This is a genomic window from Streptomyces sp. NPDC002577, from assembly GCF_053594815.1.
On sequence record NZ_JBSFWK010000007.1, the window covers coordinates 102,683 to 118,088 of the forward strand.

General features: G+C 70.6%; 19 protein-coding genes. 10 read left to right on the forward strand and 9 right to left on the reverse strand.

Annotation, left to right across the window (positions count from 1 at the left end; genetic code table 11):
• Positions 1-63: 63 nt before the first annotated feature.
• Together ACWD4J_RS12700 and ACWD4J_RS12705 are read right to left on the reverse strand one after the other, a co-directional pair.
• A complete protein-coding gene (locus ACWD4J_RS12700; RefSeq protein WP_451395343.1) occupies positions 64-897 on the reverse strand; it encodes a VOC family protein in 834 nt (277 codons plus the stop codon).
• A 259-nt stretch (positions 898-1,156) separates the two neighbouring features.
• Entirely contained in the window at positions 1,157-1,723 is a 567-nt protein-coding gene (locus ACWD4J_RS12705) for an ATP-binding protein (RefSeq protein ID WP_451395344.1), read from the reverse strand.
• 425 nt (positions 1,724-2,148) lie between these two features.
• Here ACWD4J_RS12705 and ACWD4J_RS12710 point away from each other — a divergent pair, with 425 nt between their 5' ends.
• The 4 genes from ACWD4J_RS12710 (at position 2,149) to ACWD4J_RS12725 (ending at position 4,678) form a co-directional block, all read left to right on the forward strand.
• Positions 2,149-2,835, forward strand: coding sequence for a HemK2/MTQ2 family protein methyltransferase (locus ACWD4J_RS12710; protein ID WP_451395345.1), 687 nt, complete (start codon positions 2,149-2,151; stop codon positions 2,833-2,835).
• The gene (locus ACWD4J_RS12715) at positions 2,819-3,061 is read left to right on the forward strand and encodes a CDGSH iron-sulfur domain-containing protein (RefSeq protein ID WP_451395346.1); all 243 of its coding nucleotides are present in this window, start codon (positions 2,819-2,821) and stop codon (positions 3,059-3,061) included. Before ACWD4J_RS12710 ends, ACWD4J_RS12715 begins: the two co-directional genes overlap by 17 nt.
• A 23-nt stretch (positions 3,062-3,084) precedes the next feature.
• Positions 3,085-4,170, forward strand: coding sequence for an iron-containing redox enzyme family protein (locus tag ACWD4J_RS12720; protein WP_451395517.1), 1,086 nt, complete (start codon positions 3,085-3,087; stop codon positions 4,168-4,170).
• Positions 4,171-4,231: 61 nt separating this feature from the next.
• Positions 4,232-4,678 carry a nitroreductase family deazaflavin-dependent oxidoreductase gene (locus ACWD4J_RS12725; RefSeq protein WP_451395347.1) on the forward strand — a complete coding sequence of 149 codons (447 nt, stop codon included), beginning with the start codon at positions 4,232-4,234 and terminating at the stop codon, positions 4,676-4,678.
• Here ACWD4J_RS12725 and ACWD4J_RS12730 read toward each other — a convergent pair.
• From ACWD4J_RS12730 to ACWD4J_RS12750, 5 genes are all read right to left on the reverse strand, one after another.
• On the reverse strand, positions 4,672-5,229 hold the full coding sequence (locus ACWD4J_RS12730; protein ID WP_451395348.1) for a metallophosphoesterase family protein: 558 nt from the start codon (positions 5,227-5,229) through the stop codon (positions 4,672-4,674). The genes ACWD4J_RS12725 and ACWD4J_RS12730 overlap by 7 nt on opposite strands.
• A gap of 81 nt (positions 5,230-5,310) precedes the next feature.
• Positions 5,311-5,574 carry a hypothetical protein gene (locus tag ACWD4J_RS12735; RefSeq protein ID WP_451395349.1) on the reverse strand — a complete coding sequence of 88 codons (264 nt, stop codon included), beginning with the start codon at positions 5,572-5,574 and terminating at the stop codon, positions 5,311-5,313.
• Between the two features lie 144 nt (positions 5,575-5,718).
• Positions 5,719-8,151: a SpoIIE family protein phosphatase gene (locus tag ACWD4J_RS12740; protein WP_451395518.1), complete on the reverse strand. Its 2,433-nt coding sequence runs from the start codon at positions 8,149-8,151 to the stop codon at positions 5,719-5,721.
• 255 nt (positions 8,152-8,406) lie between these two features.
• A complete protein-coding gene (locus ACWD4J_RS12745; RefSeq protein ID WP_451395350.1) occupies positions 8,407-9,450 on the reverse strand; it encodes a zinc-dependent alcohol dehydrogenase family protein in 1,044 nt (347 codons plus the stop codon).
• A 65-nt stretch (positions 9,451-9,515) separates the two neighbouring features.
• Entirely contained in the window at positions 9,516-10,307 is a 792-nt protein-coding gene (locus tag ACWD4J_RS12750) for a maleylpyruvate isomerase family mycothiol-dependent enzyme (protein ID WP_451395351.1), read from the reverse strand.
• Between the two features lie 193 nt (positions 10,308-10,500).
• Between ACWD4J_RS12750 and htpX the strand changes: the two genes are divergently transcribed.
• Complete coding sequence (gene htpX, locus ACWD4J_RS12755; RefSeq protein ID WP_451395519.1) at positions 10,501-11,400, forward strand: zinc metalloprotease HtpX; 900 nt, start codon at positions 10,501-10,503, stop codon at positions 11,398-11,400.
• 53 nt (positions 11,401-11,453) lie between these two features.
• Positions 11,454-12,032 (forward strand): PspA-associated protein PspAB, encoded by a 579-nt coding sequence (pspAB, locus tag ACWD4J_RS12760; protein ID WP_451395352.1) that lies wholly within the window; start codon positions 11,454-11,456, stop codon positions 12,030-12,032.
• Positions 12,033-12,039: 7 nt separating this feature from the next.
• Here pspAB and ACWD4J_RS12765 read toward each other — a convergent pair whose 3' ends face one another.
• On the reverse strand, positions 12,040-12,279 hold the full coding sequence (locus ACWD4J_RS12765; protein WP_451395353.1) for a hypothetical protein: 240 nt from the start codon (positions 12,277-12,279) through the stop codon (positions 12,040-12,042).
• 326 nt (positions 12,280-12,605) lie between these two features.
• Here ACWD4J_RS12765 and ACWD4J_RS12770 point away from each other — a divergent pair, with 326 nt between their 5' ends.
• The 3 genes from ACWD4J_RS12770 to ACWD4J_RS12780 all read left to right on the forward strand — a co-directional run bounded on the left by ACWD4J_RS12770 (position 12,606) and on the right by ACWD4J_RS12780 (position 14,058).
• The gene (locus tag ACWD4J_RS12770; RefSeq protein WP_451395354.1) at positions 12,606-13,085 is read left to right on the forward strand and encodes a hypothetical protein; all 480 of its coding nucleotides are present in this window, start codon (positions 12,606-12,608) and stop codon (positions 13,083-13,085) included.
• A 65-nt stretch (positions 13,086-13,150) separates the two neighbouring features.
• On the forward strand, positions 13,151-13,423 hold the full coding sequence (locus ACWD4J_RS12775) for a hypothetical protein (protein ID WP_451395355.1): 273 nt from the start codon (positions 13,151-13,153) through the stop codon (positions 13,421-13,423).
• Complete coding sequence (locus tag ACWD4J_RS12780; protein ID WP_451395356.1) at positions 13,405-14,058, forward strand: ricin-type beta-trefoil lectin domain protein; 654 nt, start codon at positions 13,405-13,407, stop codon at positions 14,056-14,058. Before ACWD4J_RS12775 ends, ACWD4J_RS12780 begins: the two co-directional genes overlap by 19 nt.
• Here ACWD4J_RS12780 and ACWD4J_RS12785 read toward each other — a convergent pair.
• Positions 14,055-14,300 carry a hypothetical protein gene (locus tag ACWD4J_RS12785; RefSeq protein ID WP_451395357.1) on the reverse strand — a complete coding sequence of 82 codons (246 nt, stop codon included), beginning with the start codon at positions 14,298-14,300 and terminating at the stop codon, positions 14,055-14,057. The two genes, ACWD4J_RS12780 and ACWD4J_RS12785, sit on opposite strands and share 4 nt — an antisense overlap.
• Before the next feature lie 249 nt (positions 14,301-14,549).
• Between ACWD4J_RS12785 and ACWD4J_RS12790 the strand changes: the two genes are divergently transcribed.
• A complete protein-coding gene (locus ACWD4J_RS12790; protein ID WP_451395358.1) occupies positions 14,550-15,278 on the forward strand; it encodes a hypothetical protein in 729 nt (242 codons plus the stop codon).
• Positions 15,279-15,406: the final 128 nt, after the last annotated feature.

A 15,406-nucleotide genomic window follows, 5' to 3' on the forward strand; every position in this document is an offset into this window, starting at 1 on the left:
AGCCGGGCGCCCGCAAACCTGCAACTCGGCCGTTCGGTCCAGCGCGCCGGCACGCGTCCGGCGTCACATGCGCAACGCGCCCGGGCCCTCCTCTGCGGAGCGGGGTGCGATGGTGAACAGACCGCCCTCCACGTCGCGCAGAGTGATTTCCTCGCCGAGGCTCGTCTTCTGCTCCTCCATGATCGTGCCGCCGAGCCCGACCGCCGCCTTGGCCGCCTCGTCCACGTCGGGGACGGTGAAGATGACCTGCCAGCGGGGTCTGATCGTGGGGTCCGCGGCGGCTTCGAGGGCACCGGAACTCAAGCGGGCGAGGATGTGCCCGCCGCAGCGCAGATGGACTTCGTCGTCCCGGTACTCGACCTCGCAGGAGCCCGGCTTGCCGCTGGCCCAGCCCAGGACTTCGCCGTAGAAGATCGCCGCCTCGAAGGCGTCCCTGGTGCGCAGCCGCAGCCAGGCCGGTGCCTCGTCCTGCCATGTCCCCCAGCCCGCGAAGAGCTCGCCCTCCCAGATGCCGAAGACGGCGCCTTCACGGTCGGCCGCGAGCGCACCGCGTCCCGCAGAGAAGGTCAACGGCCCGACCGCGATCGTGCCGACGCGCTCCCTGACGCGCGCCGCGGCCTCGTCGGCATTGCTGACGGCGAAGTACGGCGTCCAGGCCACGGCCACCTGCAGGGCGTGCGCGAGAGCGCCGATGCCCGCGACCGGCACACCGCCCGAGAGGGCGACGCTGAATTCGTCGCCGAGCCTGGTCGGCCTGAAGTGCCATCCGAGGACCGCGCTGTAGAACTCCTGCGCCTCCTCGAGATCGCGGGTCATCAGGCTGACCCAGCAGGGGGCTCCGTAGACGGCATCGCTCGTGGTCATGTGTGCCGGGTTTGCCGTGGTGTTCTTGTCCATCGCAGTCAGCGTCTCGTTCGTGTGAAGGCTCGCCGGGCCCATGGGGGCCGACGATCACCTCTGTCTTCCGATCGACGGACGTCCCCCGGGGCCGCTGCCCCTGGGAAGCAGAGAGCCAGGACGCCCATCGTCCGCCTGAAGGCCGTGCAGCGCTCGTCGGCGGACTTGAGCCTATGGGCAAGTACCCACTTCCGAGCGCCGGACACGGAGGGGCATTCCGTAATGAATGCGCCACGCATGCGCCACGGCTTCGGGGACGTCAGGCCCGCTGCCGCACCAGGCGGGCGGCGGGCACGACCTCGACCAGCTCACGCTCCGGCTCCCGGACGTCGTCCAGGCCGATGAGCGGTATGCCGACCGGGACCAGCGACGGACTCTCCGGACCCCGCTTCGCCTCCTGCAGGAACGGTGCAGGATTGGACCAGGCCAGCGGTTCGCGGTCGAGGGCCTTGACGCGCCTCGAGAACCAGACGAGCTTGCCGTCGGGGGTTCCGTAGGCGCCCCAGCCGTCGCTCATGGCCGCGATCCGCGCGAGACCGCCCTGCGTGGGGCCCAGCAGCCGCGGCATACGGCGGTCGTAGTCGGCCACGGCGGCTATCAGGTTCTTGCCGTTCCACCACAGCTCGACGACGCATCGCTTGTCGTCGCCGGTGTGCTCCACGACGTTCAGCATCAGCTCGTCAACACCGCGGCACATCGGGCCGATGTGGTTCGCGAGTCTCCAGTACCTGAGATGCGCGGCCACGATGCGCCTGATCTGCGGAACCCGTTCTCGGCGCGCTTCTACTTCGACTAGGTAGTAGCTGCTGTTGACCGGAACGTTCATTTCTTGGCTCCTCACCCGCGAAGCTCACTGCATTCGCCTCACCCGGATGGGAGAGTCCCGAACACGAAGCGTGAGCAGTGGTCGCTTCTGAGTTGCCTCCAGCGTGGGGGCATGGCTCCACTCCTGCAACAGGAGCACCCTGGGTAGCCGACCATGCCCCTGACCTGCACACTCTCTCACCCCAAATCCGCCGGAACCGATACGCTGTGTAACTTCACTGCAACATGGAGTGGTCGGCCGCCTGGGCGTGGCGCTCCCCATACGGAGTAGGCGATGGCGCTCCTCGTACGGAGCAGGGGGTGTGGCGAACACGCGACCGCACCGTCGGGCGCGTGCATCTCCCCGACGTATGGATCACTCCCTGCGGGGCACCCGCAAGCCCGACGGAAGCGAGTGGCCGGTGTGCCGCGTGACGGAGGTGTCGGATGACCACGGCAGCAGCCGTGCGGCTGCCCGGAATGGATCACGTCCTTGCGCCGCCAGGGGTGTACACGCCGCAGGACGACACATATCTGCTGGCAGAGGCCCTACGCCGGGAAGCCGTGGGAGCCGGCACGGACGTGCTCGACGTGGGAACCGGAAGCGGAGCACTGGCCCTGTACGCCGCGCGCCTGGGAGCCCGGGTCACCGCGACGGACATCTCACGGCGGGCCGTTGTGACGGCGCGGCTCAACGCGCTGCTGGCCGGACGTCGCATCACCGTCCACCGAGGTGACCTGCTGGAGCCGGTACGCGGCCGGTCGTTCGACGTCGTCCTCAGCAACCCTCCCTATGTGCCCACGCCTCCCGGCCCTCCGCCGCGAGACGGCATGGCCCGCTCATGGGACGCCGGTTTCGACGGGCGGGCGTTCGTGGACCGCATCTGCGACACGGCGCCGGCCCAGTTGCGCCCGCACGGTGTGCTGCTCCTCGTGCACTCCGCCCTGTGCGGGACCGAGGCCACCCTGAGGCGCCTGTCCGCCGCCGGGCTGTGGGCCGAGGTCGCCGACCGGATGTCCGTCCCGTTCGGGCCGGTCGTCCGCTCCCGGCTGTCGTGGCTTCGCTCGCGCGGCCTGCTGGACATCGACGACGAGCAGGAAGAGCTGGTGGTCGTCCGTGCCGAACGCATCTGACCGCCCCCGCCGGGTCACCATCGACCGCGACGGGCCCATCGTGGTGGAGGGCCCCGTGGAGGTCGTCCTGGCGGACGGCAGCATCGTGACCTCGCAGCGGTTCGCCGCAGCGATCTGCACCTGCCGGCGCAGCCGTACGTATCCGTGGTGCGACACGAGCCACCGCCGCCGCGTCAGGGGCGAACGGCAGCGGCCGGGCTCCGCTTCGGACGGAGCGGCAGGATGACCACCTCCCAGGAAGGCCGCCCGATGCCCTCGTCCCGGGAAGAACGGCGCAGGCTGGTGCGGTCGCAGCTCAGGCGACCCGCCGGTACCGCACTTCCGCAGCCGCGCGGCCCCCTGTCCTCCTCGGTGATCCCGGCGCTGCAGGGCGCCGCGCACCCCCTGCCGGTCCACGCGGACGTGGCCCGCGCCGATCCGTACGGCGAGGATCTGCACCTGGCCCTCTACATCCTGTACGAAATGCACTATCGAGGCTTCGAGGGAGTCGACGACCACCTCGAATGGAACGCCGGTCTGCTGGGCCTGCGCGGCATCCTGGAGGACCGCTTCCTCACCAGGTTGCGGGCCGACACCCCGCACGGCAGGAGCGTGGACGACGCGCTCGCGGACCTGCTCGTCGAACCGGTCGGCGACGACGGCACCAGCGTCACGCACTTCCTCAGGGACCACGGGCAGTTGTGGCACCTGCGCGAGTACGCCGCGGTGCGTTCGCTCTACCACCTCAAGGAGGCCGACCCCCACGCCTGGGTCATCCCCCGGCTGCGGGGCCGCGCCAAGGCCGCCATGGTCGCCGTCGAGTACGACGAGTTCGGCGCCGGCCATGCCGAGGACATCCATGCCCGGCTCTTCGCCGACCTGATGGCGGACCTGGGTCTGGACACCACCTACGGCCACTACGTCGACGTCGCGCCCGCCGAAGCGCTGGCCACGGTCAACCTCATGTCGCTGTTCGGACTGCACCGGGTCCTCCGCGGCGCTCTGGTCGGGCACTTCGCGTTCGTCGAGGTGACGTCGCCGCCCGGCTCGCGGCGCCTCGCGGAGGCCATGCGCCGTACCGGCGCGGGCCCGGCCGCCGAGCGCTTCTACGCCGAGCACGTGGAGGCCGACGCCGTGCACGAACAGGTCGTCCGGCATGACGTCATCGGCGGCCTGCTCGCGGACGAGCCCGCGCTCGCCGACGACGTGGCCTTCGGCATCGACGCCACCGGTCTGCTCGAGGACCGGCTCGGGCGCCGGCTTCTCGAGGCCTGGCACGACAACCACACCGCCCTGCGCACCCCGCTCCCGGAATCAAACTCATCGAGTTCCGAATCCGTTGAATCGCCCCGATGACGATCACGCGCGAGGATGATGGGACGTCAGCGACACACGAAGCGGAACGACGGAGGAACCTGTGCCTCTTGAGGGCGAGTACGAGCCGAGCCCGACCCGTTGGGCGCGTGACCAGGTCGAGCTCTACGAGAGCTCGGGCGGCACCGAAGGAACGACGATGCGGGGCAAGCCTGTGATCATCCTGACGACTCGTGGCGCCAGGACCGGCAAGATCCGCAAGACCCCGCTGATGCGGGTGGAGCACGACGGCGTCTACGCCGTGGTCGCCTCACTGGGCGGCGCCCCCAAGCACCCGGTCTGGTACCACAACGTCATGGCCGACCCCAGGGTGGAGCTCCAGGACGGCCCGGTGCGCCAGGACATGACGGCGCGTGAGGTCACGGACGAGGAGAAGGCCGTGTGGTGGGAGCGCGCGGTCGAGGCGTGGCCGGACTACTCCGAGTACCAGAAGAAGACCGACCGGGTGATCCCCGTCTTCGTACTGGAGCCGGCCGCAGAGGATCACTGAAGGGGCGGCGTCGGTCGTCGCGGAACGCGAGGTCGGCCGGTCGCCTCAGCGGCCCGGGGCGGCAACCGGTGCAGCCGCACCTCGGTCAGCCGGCCCTCCTCCACGACGACGGTCATGTACGTGCAGTGGGGCTGGCGGCGCCGGTCGGTGGGCGAGCCCGGGTTCAGCAACCGCAGACCGCCGGGCGCCGTGCTGTCCCAGGGGATGTGGCTGTGGCCGAACACCAGGACATCCAGGTCCGGGAACCGCTCACTGCAGCGCCGTTCCCGCCCCTCGGCCGCACCCGTCTCGTGGACGACTCCGAGGCGCAGGCCGCCGAGTTCGGCCCGCGCCACCTCTGGCAGCCGTGCCCGCAGCTCGGGACCGTCGTTGTTGCCGTACACGCCGATGACCCGCCGCGCGCGGCTCTCCAGCAGGTCCAGGGTGGCCGTGTCCACCCAGTCGCCGGCGTGGATCACCACGTCGGCGTCCGGAAGCTCGGCGAGGAGCTGCGGGGGAAGTTCCCTGGCCCGGCGGGGCAGATGCGTGTCGGACATCAGCAGCAGGCGCACGCCCTCCACCGTATCGGCCGCCCTGCCGGTTGTGGTGCCGCGGAACACATGGGGACACGACGGCACCACAGCCGGCGGTCATCACCCGCTGGGACAGGTGTAGTCGAACGTCGGATCAACCGCCTGCACCGCATCGACCACGGTGTTGCAGACGTCGTCGGGCAAGCCGGAGAGGTAGTCCAGCAACGAGTAGAGGAAATCGTCCGGGAAGTCGATCGGAGGGACGTCGGTCAGGACGCCCTGGACAGTGACGTCGGTGTCGGCGTCGGCCACCGCGGCGCCTGCGCCGCCGAAGATCGCGCCGACGGCCAGGACGGCCGCGGCGGCCGTGGTACGGATCCGCATGAGAATCTCCCATGGTCGAGGGGGGTTTGCGGGTCCATGGGACAGCAGGGGCGGTACGGCACATCCGTGTTGATCCAGGCGTGGGCATGGCGATGAGGGCCAGGTGGAGCAGCGTCCTGACCAGCGTGAAGACGGGGCGTCACCTCACCCTATGGCGATCTCGCACCAGACCTGTTTGCCGCCACCGGCGGGGACGGTGCCCCAAGCCGCCGACACGGCCTCGACCAGGAGGATTCCGCGTCCCCCGGTGGCCTCCCAGCCGAGGTTCGCGGGCTTGACCGGCGTACGGGGTGAGGCGTCGGCGACCGCGACGCGCAGCCGGTCCTCGATCCGTGTGAGGTCGAGCCGTACCGGCCCTTCGGTGTGCACCAGGGCGTTGGTCACCAGCTCCGACACGACCAGCAGCACGGTGTCGGTCTCACGTGTCACCGCCCACTTCCGCAGGGTGCGCCGGGTGAATCGGCGCGCGTGGCGGGCCGCTTCCGGAACCCGCCACACCGTCCAGGTCTCGCGGGCGGGCCGTACGGCCATGCCGTCGTAGCGCATCAGCAGCAGCGCCACGTCGTCGCCCCGGTGCGCGTCGGAGAGCAGTGCGTCGGCCATGAGGCCGAGGTCGTCCTGCTGCGTGGCGGACAGTGCGCCGCGCAGCCGGCGCATGCCGTCGTCGAGTTCGAGGTCCGCGGACTCGACCAGGCCGTCGGTGGTGAGTGCCAGGAGCGCCCCGGGCCCGAGCCGCAGCGGGGTCATCGGGAACTCGGCCTCGGTGATCACACCGAGCGGCGGCCCGCCCTCGGTCTCCACCACTTCGGCGGTCCCGTCCGGGTGGCGCAGCACCAGGGGCAGATGACCTGCCCGTACGCACCAGGCTGTGCCGTCCTCCATGTCGACGTCGACGTAGCAGCAGGTGGCGAAGAGGTCGGTCTCCATGCCCACCAGCAGGCGGTTGGCGTGGGAGACGACGACGTCCGGGGGGTGCCCTTCGATGGCGTAGGCGCGCAGGGCCGTGCGCATCTGGCCCATGAGGGTCGCGGCTCCGGCGTTGTGTCCCTGGACGTCGCCGATGACGAGGGCCACGTGGTTGTCGGGCAGGGGGATCACGTCGTACCAGTCGCCGCCCACCTCCAGGCCGGCCGTGGCGGGCAGATAGCGAGCGACGGCCTCGCCGCCCGGCAGCGTCGGCAGTCTGCGTGGCAGCAGGGTCCGCTGCAGCATGCCGACGAGTTCGTGCTCGGCGTCCAGGGCGTGGACCCGCATCAGCGCCTGCCCCGCGAGGCCCGCGACCGCCGTGAGCAGGGCGCGTTCGTCGGCGCCGAAGTCGTGCGGGGTGTCCCAGCCGATGAGGCAGACCCCCGCCATACGGTCGCCGGCCGGCAGCGGGAGAACGGCGAGCCCGCCGCTTCCGACCTCGGCGAGCGGCGGCTCGAGCTCGGTCCCGGCCGGCCAGACCGCGGCGCGCCCCTCGCGGAGCGCCGCCGCCAGTGTGGGCATGGCGCGCACCGGGGCGTCCGGCCACTCCGAGCGCCATTCGCTGCGCCACACCTCGGGCCAGGCCTCGGGTTCCGGCGGATCGAGGACGGTGACCACGAGCCTGTCGCCTTCCAGCTCCGCCAGCGCCATCCGGTCGGCCTCCATCGGTGACCGCAGGGCGCTCACGACCGCCTGGCTGACCTCGCGGACGGTGCCCGCCGTGGCCAGCACCGCGGCCAGCCGCTGTACGCGGGCGACGTCGTTGCCCCGGGTTCGCAGGTCGGAGGCGTCGACGACGGTGCCGAGCAGCCGGGCCGGACGGCCGTCCCCGGCGGAGAAGAGCTGTCCGCGCAGGCGCAGCCACCGCTGTTCACCGGAGGGCTGCCGGATGCGGAACTCCAGCTCACGGTCGCCGATGGTCATGTGGTCCGCTTCGACGACGGACATCAGGGTGGGAAGGTCCTCCGGCACGGTGAGCGCCAGCAGCGTCTCCACCTTTCCGTCGAACTCGGCCGGCGCCAGCCCGAAGAGGTCGAGCACCTGTTCGTCCACGTCGATGCGCCCGGTGTCCATGGCCAGGCTGAACGAGCTGTCGCGCCCGGCGGCATCCCCGCGGGCGGCGGGGGTGGCCGACTGCGCGTGGGACGCCTCGGGGACCTGCGCATCGGGCGCATGCGAGGCCCCGGGCTGCGACGGGACGTGAGGGGAGACGGGAAGCGACGATACGGGCGTGACCGCGGGTGCGGGCATGTGCGGAGACGGCAAGAGGCCCGTTGCCGCCGTGGCATACAGCTCCAGGCACCGCCGCTCGTCAGCGCCGAATCCGTCCGGGCCGTCCGTCACGGCGAGCAGGCACCCGGCCGTGCGCCTGCCATCGCCCAGCGGCAGGACGGCCAACGAGAAGTCGTCGGCGGGCATGTTCTCCGAATGAGCGGCGGCGAGCTCCTCGGGCGTCAGCCACAACGCCCCACCGGAACGGTGTGCGGCCGCCACCGGTGATCCTCCCGATACGGGATAGGCCTCCCGCAGCCCGTACAGCGCCCGTGGTAAGCCGGCCGACGCGACCAGACCCAGCGCGCCGGCCGCTCCGTCGATCGCGTAGACGGCCACCAGTGTCGCCCCGGAGAAGACCAGTGCCTGCTCGACGACCGAGCGGAGCCGGTCTTGGGGACCGGCGTCGGCGGGGAGCGTCTTGAGGGCGAGTTCGGCACGGAGGGTCCGCGATCGGCGGTCCGCTGCACCCTCACTCCGACTCCCCACGTCCGCAATTACAGCGCTTTCGGAAGCCTTGCGCAGCCCTTGTGACCATTTCTCGAACACTCTGCGTCCGCTCTGTGTCGCATGCTGCAGCGACAGCACGACGAATCACCGGGTTCGCCGGACGTCCGCTCGGTCCGAGACCAGTACGCCGACGCCTGTGATGCGTCCATGGGCGAGGTCCGCCAGCGCCCGGTCCGCCTCCCGCATGGGGTAGCGCACCAGCCGGACGCCGGGCCGCAGCCGCGCCGCCTCCGCCAGGAAGGCGCGCCCGTCCTCGCGTGTGTTGGCGGTGACGCTGCGCAGGGTGCGTTCCTGGAACAGATGGCGTGCGTAGTCGAGGCCGGGCACCGCGGTCAGATGGATGCCCGCCACGGCGAGCGTCCCGCCCCGGTCGAGCGCCGTGAGCGCCACCGGCACGAGGCCGCCGGCCGGCGCGAAGAGGACGGCGGAGTCCAGCGGCTCCGGCGGTCCGTCCGCGCCGGCCGACGCGGCTCCCAGCTCCAGTGCGAGGCGTTGGGCGTCGGCGGAGCGGGTGACCACGTGCACGGTGGCTCCGCGGGCGATCGCGAGCTGGGCCGTCAGATGCGCGGAGGCACCGAAGCCGTAGATGCCGAGCCGCCCTCCGGCGGGCAGATCTGCGCGGAGCAGTGCGCGGTAGCCGATGATTCCGGCACAGAGCAGGGGCGCGGCCTCCTCGTCCGTCCATCCCTGCGGCAGCTCGTAGACGTACCGTGCGTCGACGACGGTGTGTCCGGCGTAGCCACCGTGGATGTCCCAGCCGGTGTACCGGGACCCGGGGCACAGGTTCTCCCGTCCCGACCGGCAGAAACGGCACTCTCCGCAGGTCCCCGCCAGCCAGGCGGCCCCCACCCGGTCTCCGGCACGCACCCCTTCCACGGCCTGACCGGCGGCGACGACGCGTCCGACCACCTCATGGCCGGGAGTGCACTGCGGCATCCGCGGGGCGAGGTCGCCTTCCGCCAGATGCAGGTCGGTACGGCACACACCGCACGCCCGCACCTCCAGCAGCAGCTCGTACGGCCCCGGCGCCGGTACCTCCCGCTCGACCCGCCGCAGCGGGCCGTCGTCGACCGGCCCGGGCCTCGCGACGACCCAGGCGGACGTGGTCAGGACACCCCGCGGTGCCATGCCTCCATCATGTCTGCCGCTCCCACGGCATGTCCTACGAGCCCCCCGGCCGCCGCGTCAGAGCCTCATCCGAAGCCGACCCGCTCCCACCAGAGGTCGAGCAACTGTTCGTCGCCGAAGACCTCGAAGGCCTCGCTGTGCGCGGGCAGTCGGCGGTAGACGAGGAGCAGCAGGTCGGCGAGGCGGCCGCGCACGGCGACGGCGGCCTTCTCGTGTGCGCGGCGCCAGACGATGGCGTCACCGGTGAGGTCGACCAGCCACTCCGCACCCGCCTCCGGCGGGGTGTCGGTGGCATGGAAGTGGAGCGTGCGGCCGGGGCCCAGCAGCTCGCGCATCTCCGGGTGGTACTCGAACATCTCCGGCAGCGAGTGGAGCTCCATCCACTCGTCGAAGGCGTCGAGGGCGACCTCCTCGTCCACCGTGAAGTCTTCGCCGAGCGCCAGTGTGGCGTCGGCCCCGTGGATGAGCGTCTCGTGCGCGAAGCGGCGGGCGTAGAACCGGGCGGTCCGGATCGCCAGCGGCGTCCACATCTGCGCGTCGGGCCCGGCGGCCCGCAGCGTGTCCACCAGCTGCGCGGCGCCCTTCACCAGCCAGGGGCCGAGCACGGCTGGGTCCTCGTCGGTGTATCCGGAGAGGTCGCGGAAGTGCTCGTCGGAAGGCGGCTCCGTCGCGCGCGTTCGTACGATCTCCTCGGCCCAGCGCTGAGCGCCGCCGAGATGCCGCAGGAGCTGACCGACGTTCCAGCCGGGGCACGAGGGCACGGCGACGGTCAGATCCGCGTCGTCGACACGGGATCTCAACAGCTCCGTCTGCCTGACGATTTCGGCACAGTGACGCTCGTAGCTCAGGGCGCGCATGGGGCCACGATAGCCCCGGCCACCGACAAGCCGACCACCCAAAGCAACAAGTCGCGCACCGAGTGCGACGCGGCCGACAGAAGCACCTCCGCACAGGAACCGCTTCGCGGCGAATGCGCGATGATGGAGTGGACGCCGCGAAGCCGCCGCAACCCGGCGGCCGTTTCACGGGGTGACTGGGGTGATGACGACAATGCGCTCCCGATTCGAGCCCGACCGGCAGCTGACCGCCCGCATGGGGCTGACGCTGTTCCTGCTCGGCCTGCTGTACGTGGCCTTCATGGCCGCCCTGATCGTGCTCCTCAAGTCCTGGGTGCTGGTGGTCGTCATCGCGGCGGCGATGCTCGGCGCCCAGTACTGGTACTCGGACCGCATCGCGATGTACGCGATGCGAGGACGCCTGGTGAGCCGCGAGGAGCAGCCGCAACTGCACGGCATCCTCGACCGGTTGTGCGCGAGCGCGGACATGCCCAAACCGCGGCTCGCCGTCTCGGACATGGACATGCCGAACGCGTTCGCCACCGGCCGCAACGCCGATCACGCAGTGCTCTGCGTGACGACGGGGCTGCAGCGCCGCCTGGAGCCGGAGGAGCTGGAGGGTGTGCTTGCCCATGAGCTCTCGCATGTGGCCCACCGGGACGTCGCGGTGATCACCATCGCCTCGTTCCTGGGTGTCATCGCCGGACTGATCGTGCGCTTCGCGTTCTACTCCCAGATGTTCGGGGGACGCCGCGACCAGAACACCGCCGTCGTGTTCCTGGGCGTCATGGGGGTCTCCGCTCTCGTCTACGCGATCAGCTTCGTCCTCATCCGGGCACTGTCGCGCTACCGCGAGCTTGCCGCGGACCGGGCCGCCGCCCTGCTCACGGGCCGCCCGTCCGCCCTGGCCTCGGCGCTGACCCGGCTCGAGAGCGACATCGCCCGGATTCCGACGAAGGACCTGCGCACCGCACAGGCGTTCAACGCCTTCTACTTCATCCCCGCGCTCGGAGCCGGGGCCGTGGTGGGACGCCTGTTCTCCACGCATCCGACCCTGGAGCAGCGCCTGGACCAGCTGGCGAAGATCTCCGAGCAGCTGAGCCGCCCGGCCTGATACAGCGCGTACGCACTGATCTCACCCGGACGCACCGAGGAGTTGACGACACCGTGGGTCTCCTGGACGTACTGCTGGGCCGCAGCAAACCGGCGCTGCCTGATCTCGACCGGCTCTTCGGGCTGCCATCGGCGGCGATCACCTTGCAGGCCGCCGTCGGCTTCACACCCACCGGACGCGGTTCGGTGTGCTTCGCCACCGCCGAGGGCGCGGCCTTCGAGCAGATCCGGCAGGATGCCCGGGAACTGCTCGACGCGGACAGCGGCCGGGGCGGCATTCCCGTGGAGTTCAGCCGCGACGAGTACGGCTACACATGGCTGCTCTCCCAGCGGGACCCCGAGGACCTGACCGGCCTGGTCGGGGATCTGCACGCGGTCAACAGCACCCTCCAGGACAGCGGTTTCGCCACCGGGCTGCTGTGCTCGCTGGTGGGGTTCCGCAACGCGGAGCGACGGACGCTCGCGCTCGTCTATCTCTACAAGCGGGGTACGTTCTACCCCTTCGCGCCACTGCCCGGCGAGCGCCGCGACCACGCCCTGGAACTGCAGGTCAGGGCGGCGGTCGCGGACGATCTGCGGATCGAACAGGATCTGACGCGCTGGTTCCCGGTCTGGGGCGCTCCCGGACTGTGAGGACTGCTCAGTCGGCGGCGTGTACCGCGGTGCGGTGTAGCTCCAGATGCGGGCTGTGGTGCGGCTCTTCTTCCCTGTCTGCCCCCTCCTCCGCGCGCGCCGCGTCTTCCTCGGCCACATCCACGGCGTACCGGCTGTGGATGTATATCGGCGGCTCAAGCCAGTAGGCGTCGGTGAGTTCGGCGTAGGTCGCGTGATGGTGCGTGTGTCCTGGCAGGCACCCAGGGGTGGCGGATGTACTGTCCATGGCCCTCATCCAACGCGCTGTGGGAGCCGGTGGTGCGACGGCTTCGCACCGCTCCACCGGAAGCAGTGAATCCACTGAATGTTACCCCGATCGTGTTGCGCGCCCCCTTCCGCGCCCCGCGCACGCGAGTGTTGCGCGGTGACGCTGACGCTCCTCTTACAGGCAACTCACAGGTGCATCACAGAAAACGCCACGTTGCGCCACCCCTTCCGGGCCGGAGAAGGATGGATCACCCCGGAAATCCACGTCGGGCCTGACGACACCCGGCGTGCGCTCTCGAAGGGGTGCGTCCGTCATGTTCAGGGGCACGGTCAGACGGGAGAACAATGAAGCGAACAGCCTCGAAGAGAGCGGTGGAGTGGCTCGCAGCCGCCGCGCCCGACCCGAGGAAGTGCAAACGCGACTGGGAACACGGGGAGTCCGGCACCACACTCCTTGCAGCCGGGCGGCTCTGGGACGTGCTGGTCGTCCCGGAAGACCTCGGCCTGTTCACCCTCGACGTGCTGCTTCGCCTGCCCCTTTTCGACCCCGGCCCGGTACTTGCCGACTTCGACGCGCACCGGATCGGCTTCTTCCTTCCGCCGGACACCTCAAGCCTCTGGGCCGGCACAGGCGTTCGCTATGCCCGGAAGGGGGCGTGGATCGTCACTCCCGCCCCCATACGGACCACCGGGGCCATCCGCTGGCTGGAGCCGCCCGATGGCAGCGGCCTGCTCAACTCCCCGGACATCCTGGAGCTCGCACTCCGCAGGGCCTCTGCGCAGCTGGCGACCACGCTGGAGGGATCCGACACGGGCGTGCGCTGACCGCCACTCGGGTGACGAAGGGGCACGGTGAGCCCCGATGCCGTTGCCCGGCCGGCGGGAAGCCGTTGGCCAAAGGTATGGACGGCTTCGACAGAGACGACGACATCCAGGCTCCGGGCATCCGTCCGCCACGCGCACGCACCGAGGTCGCATCGCCGGTACACGGGGCGGACGAATGCATCTGGTGCATCCAGCTCCGCGAGGCGACGTACACGCGCGACTTCCCCCACGAAGCACCGCTTCGCGGCGGATCCGCGGTCTTCTGGGTGCACGCGGGGATGGCGGGCGTCGCGACCGTCGCGATCACCGCGGCCGTCGTGTGGATGATGCTCTGCTGAGAGCCGTACAGCCGGGCCACCGAGCGCGCCGGCGGACCCACGACCGCGCCCACCGCCGCCCTCCGTCCGCAACTCCGAAGCCGGCGCCATGCTCGTCCGCGACCACCCAGCAGTGGTCGTACGAGAGTGACGGACTGCTGCGCAGCATGGCCGAGTCCGATCTGTGCCTGGATTCCCAGGCGGACGACGGGGCGGTCACCCTGGGCGGGTGTGCGGGACCGAAGACACCGGATGCCGCCGATGTGCGCTACGACCTCACCGTGCAGGGCCGGCTGATCCCCCGCTGGCGCGCGGAGCCGGCAGTGGCTCCGGCATCCCCGACCGCGGGCTCCGAGATCGCGGTCAGGGTCCGCGACGAGTCCGCGGAGCAGGTGTGGTCGACCGACTCCGCTACGACCTCACCGGCGTCACGGACGGTCGCAGAGGCCACCTCACCACCGGTCCGGAGCACCGCCGCCCGGCCGCGCGCAGGCAGTGACTACTGCACCCCTCCGGTGTGCATGCCTCGTCCGCCCCGGGCCGGGAGCGGCAGTGCACTGCCGGCACCGCTGTTCCCGGCCGAGGCGGGTACGCAGGGCGCATACACCACCTGGCGGACGGAGGCAGCCGGTGCTCACGGACCGTATGAGGTCTAGCGCACCTTGTGCACCCGCCAGGTGTACTTGTCACCGCCCACCCAGCGCACCGCGTCCGGATCGTCGAGGTCATGGACGGTGATGCCGGCGACCGCTGCGTGGAAGAGCACGTCCGTGATGCCCGTCGCCTGGCCGACCACGTCTCCGTCGATCTCGACGATGCGGAAGGGGGGATCACCGGGCTGTACCGCCAGCACGACGATCCGAGGATGCGAAATGTGGGGGCTCGCACTTTCGGTCATGCATACACCGGTTCCACGCAGGTGGCACCAGTATTCACGGCAGTGGACATCGTCATCGCACGAGTCCGCCCGTCCATGGGTGAGTGGGTGTGTGCGGTGTGTCCCGGGTCCCGAGCGGCGTCGCGGAAGGCCACGGTGACACACTCGGGCGGGTGGGTATCGCCTACACCGTCCCCTTCGCGCGCCGTAGGTGAGTACCATCCCCCACTAACACCACATCATGTCGCCACACCAGGGAAGCAGGCAGTTATGCCAGAAGACACGTTGGACACCACGAACCTCAAGTCCCAGTACGTCACCCAGGTTGCCGGGGACCTCGAGCGCAACGCCAAGGAGCAGGAACGTATCAGCGGCGAACTGACCGCTCTCGAGGGCCAGTTGCAGGCACTGCGACGTGACCATGCGCTGCTCGAGACCGTGCAACAGGCTCTCACGGACGGGAAGTCCGCGCCCCTGTCCGACGCCGAGGCGAGCACTGCGTCACCGGAGCCGGCGGTGGCCCCGAAGCCTGCCGCGGTGCCGACGGCACGCAAACCGAAGGACGGTGGGAAGACCGCCGGCAACAAGACGACCGGGCGCAAGGCGGCCGCGGACAAGGCCACCGCGGACAAGGCGGCCGGAGACAAGGCGGCCACGAAGGGCAGGAAGAAGGCCCAGCCCGCGGCGGTCCCCGCCAAGCAGCCGCAGCCGAAGGCCGCCGGGTCTCCCACACTCCGTGACCTCGTGCTCGGGCACATCGGCGGGCAGAGCGAACCCCGCTCATCCGCCGAAGTCACCACGGGCCTGGCCGAGGCGCACCCGGACCGCACCTTCCAGGGCACCGTGGTGCGCAACACGCTGGAGGCTCTCGTGGCCAAGGGTCACGTCCAGCGGAACAAGCAGCAGAAGTCCGTCTTCTACTTCGCCGCCGGCAACACACCGGCCCCGGCTGCGGAGACGGACGACACGGCTCAGAAGGACGACGGCTCCAGCTCCTGACGTGACACGCCGGATCACCCTCGGCAACGGAACACTCTGAGAGACGGAGCGACCTCGAGGACGCAGCAGGAGGACGGACCAGGCACCGCCCGGCGAGGCCATCGGACCTCGGCACACACCAGGACCGG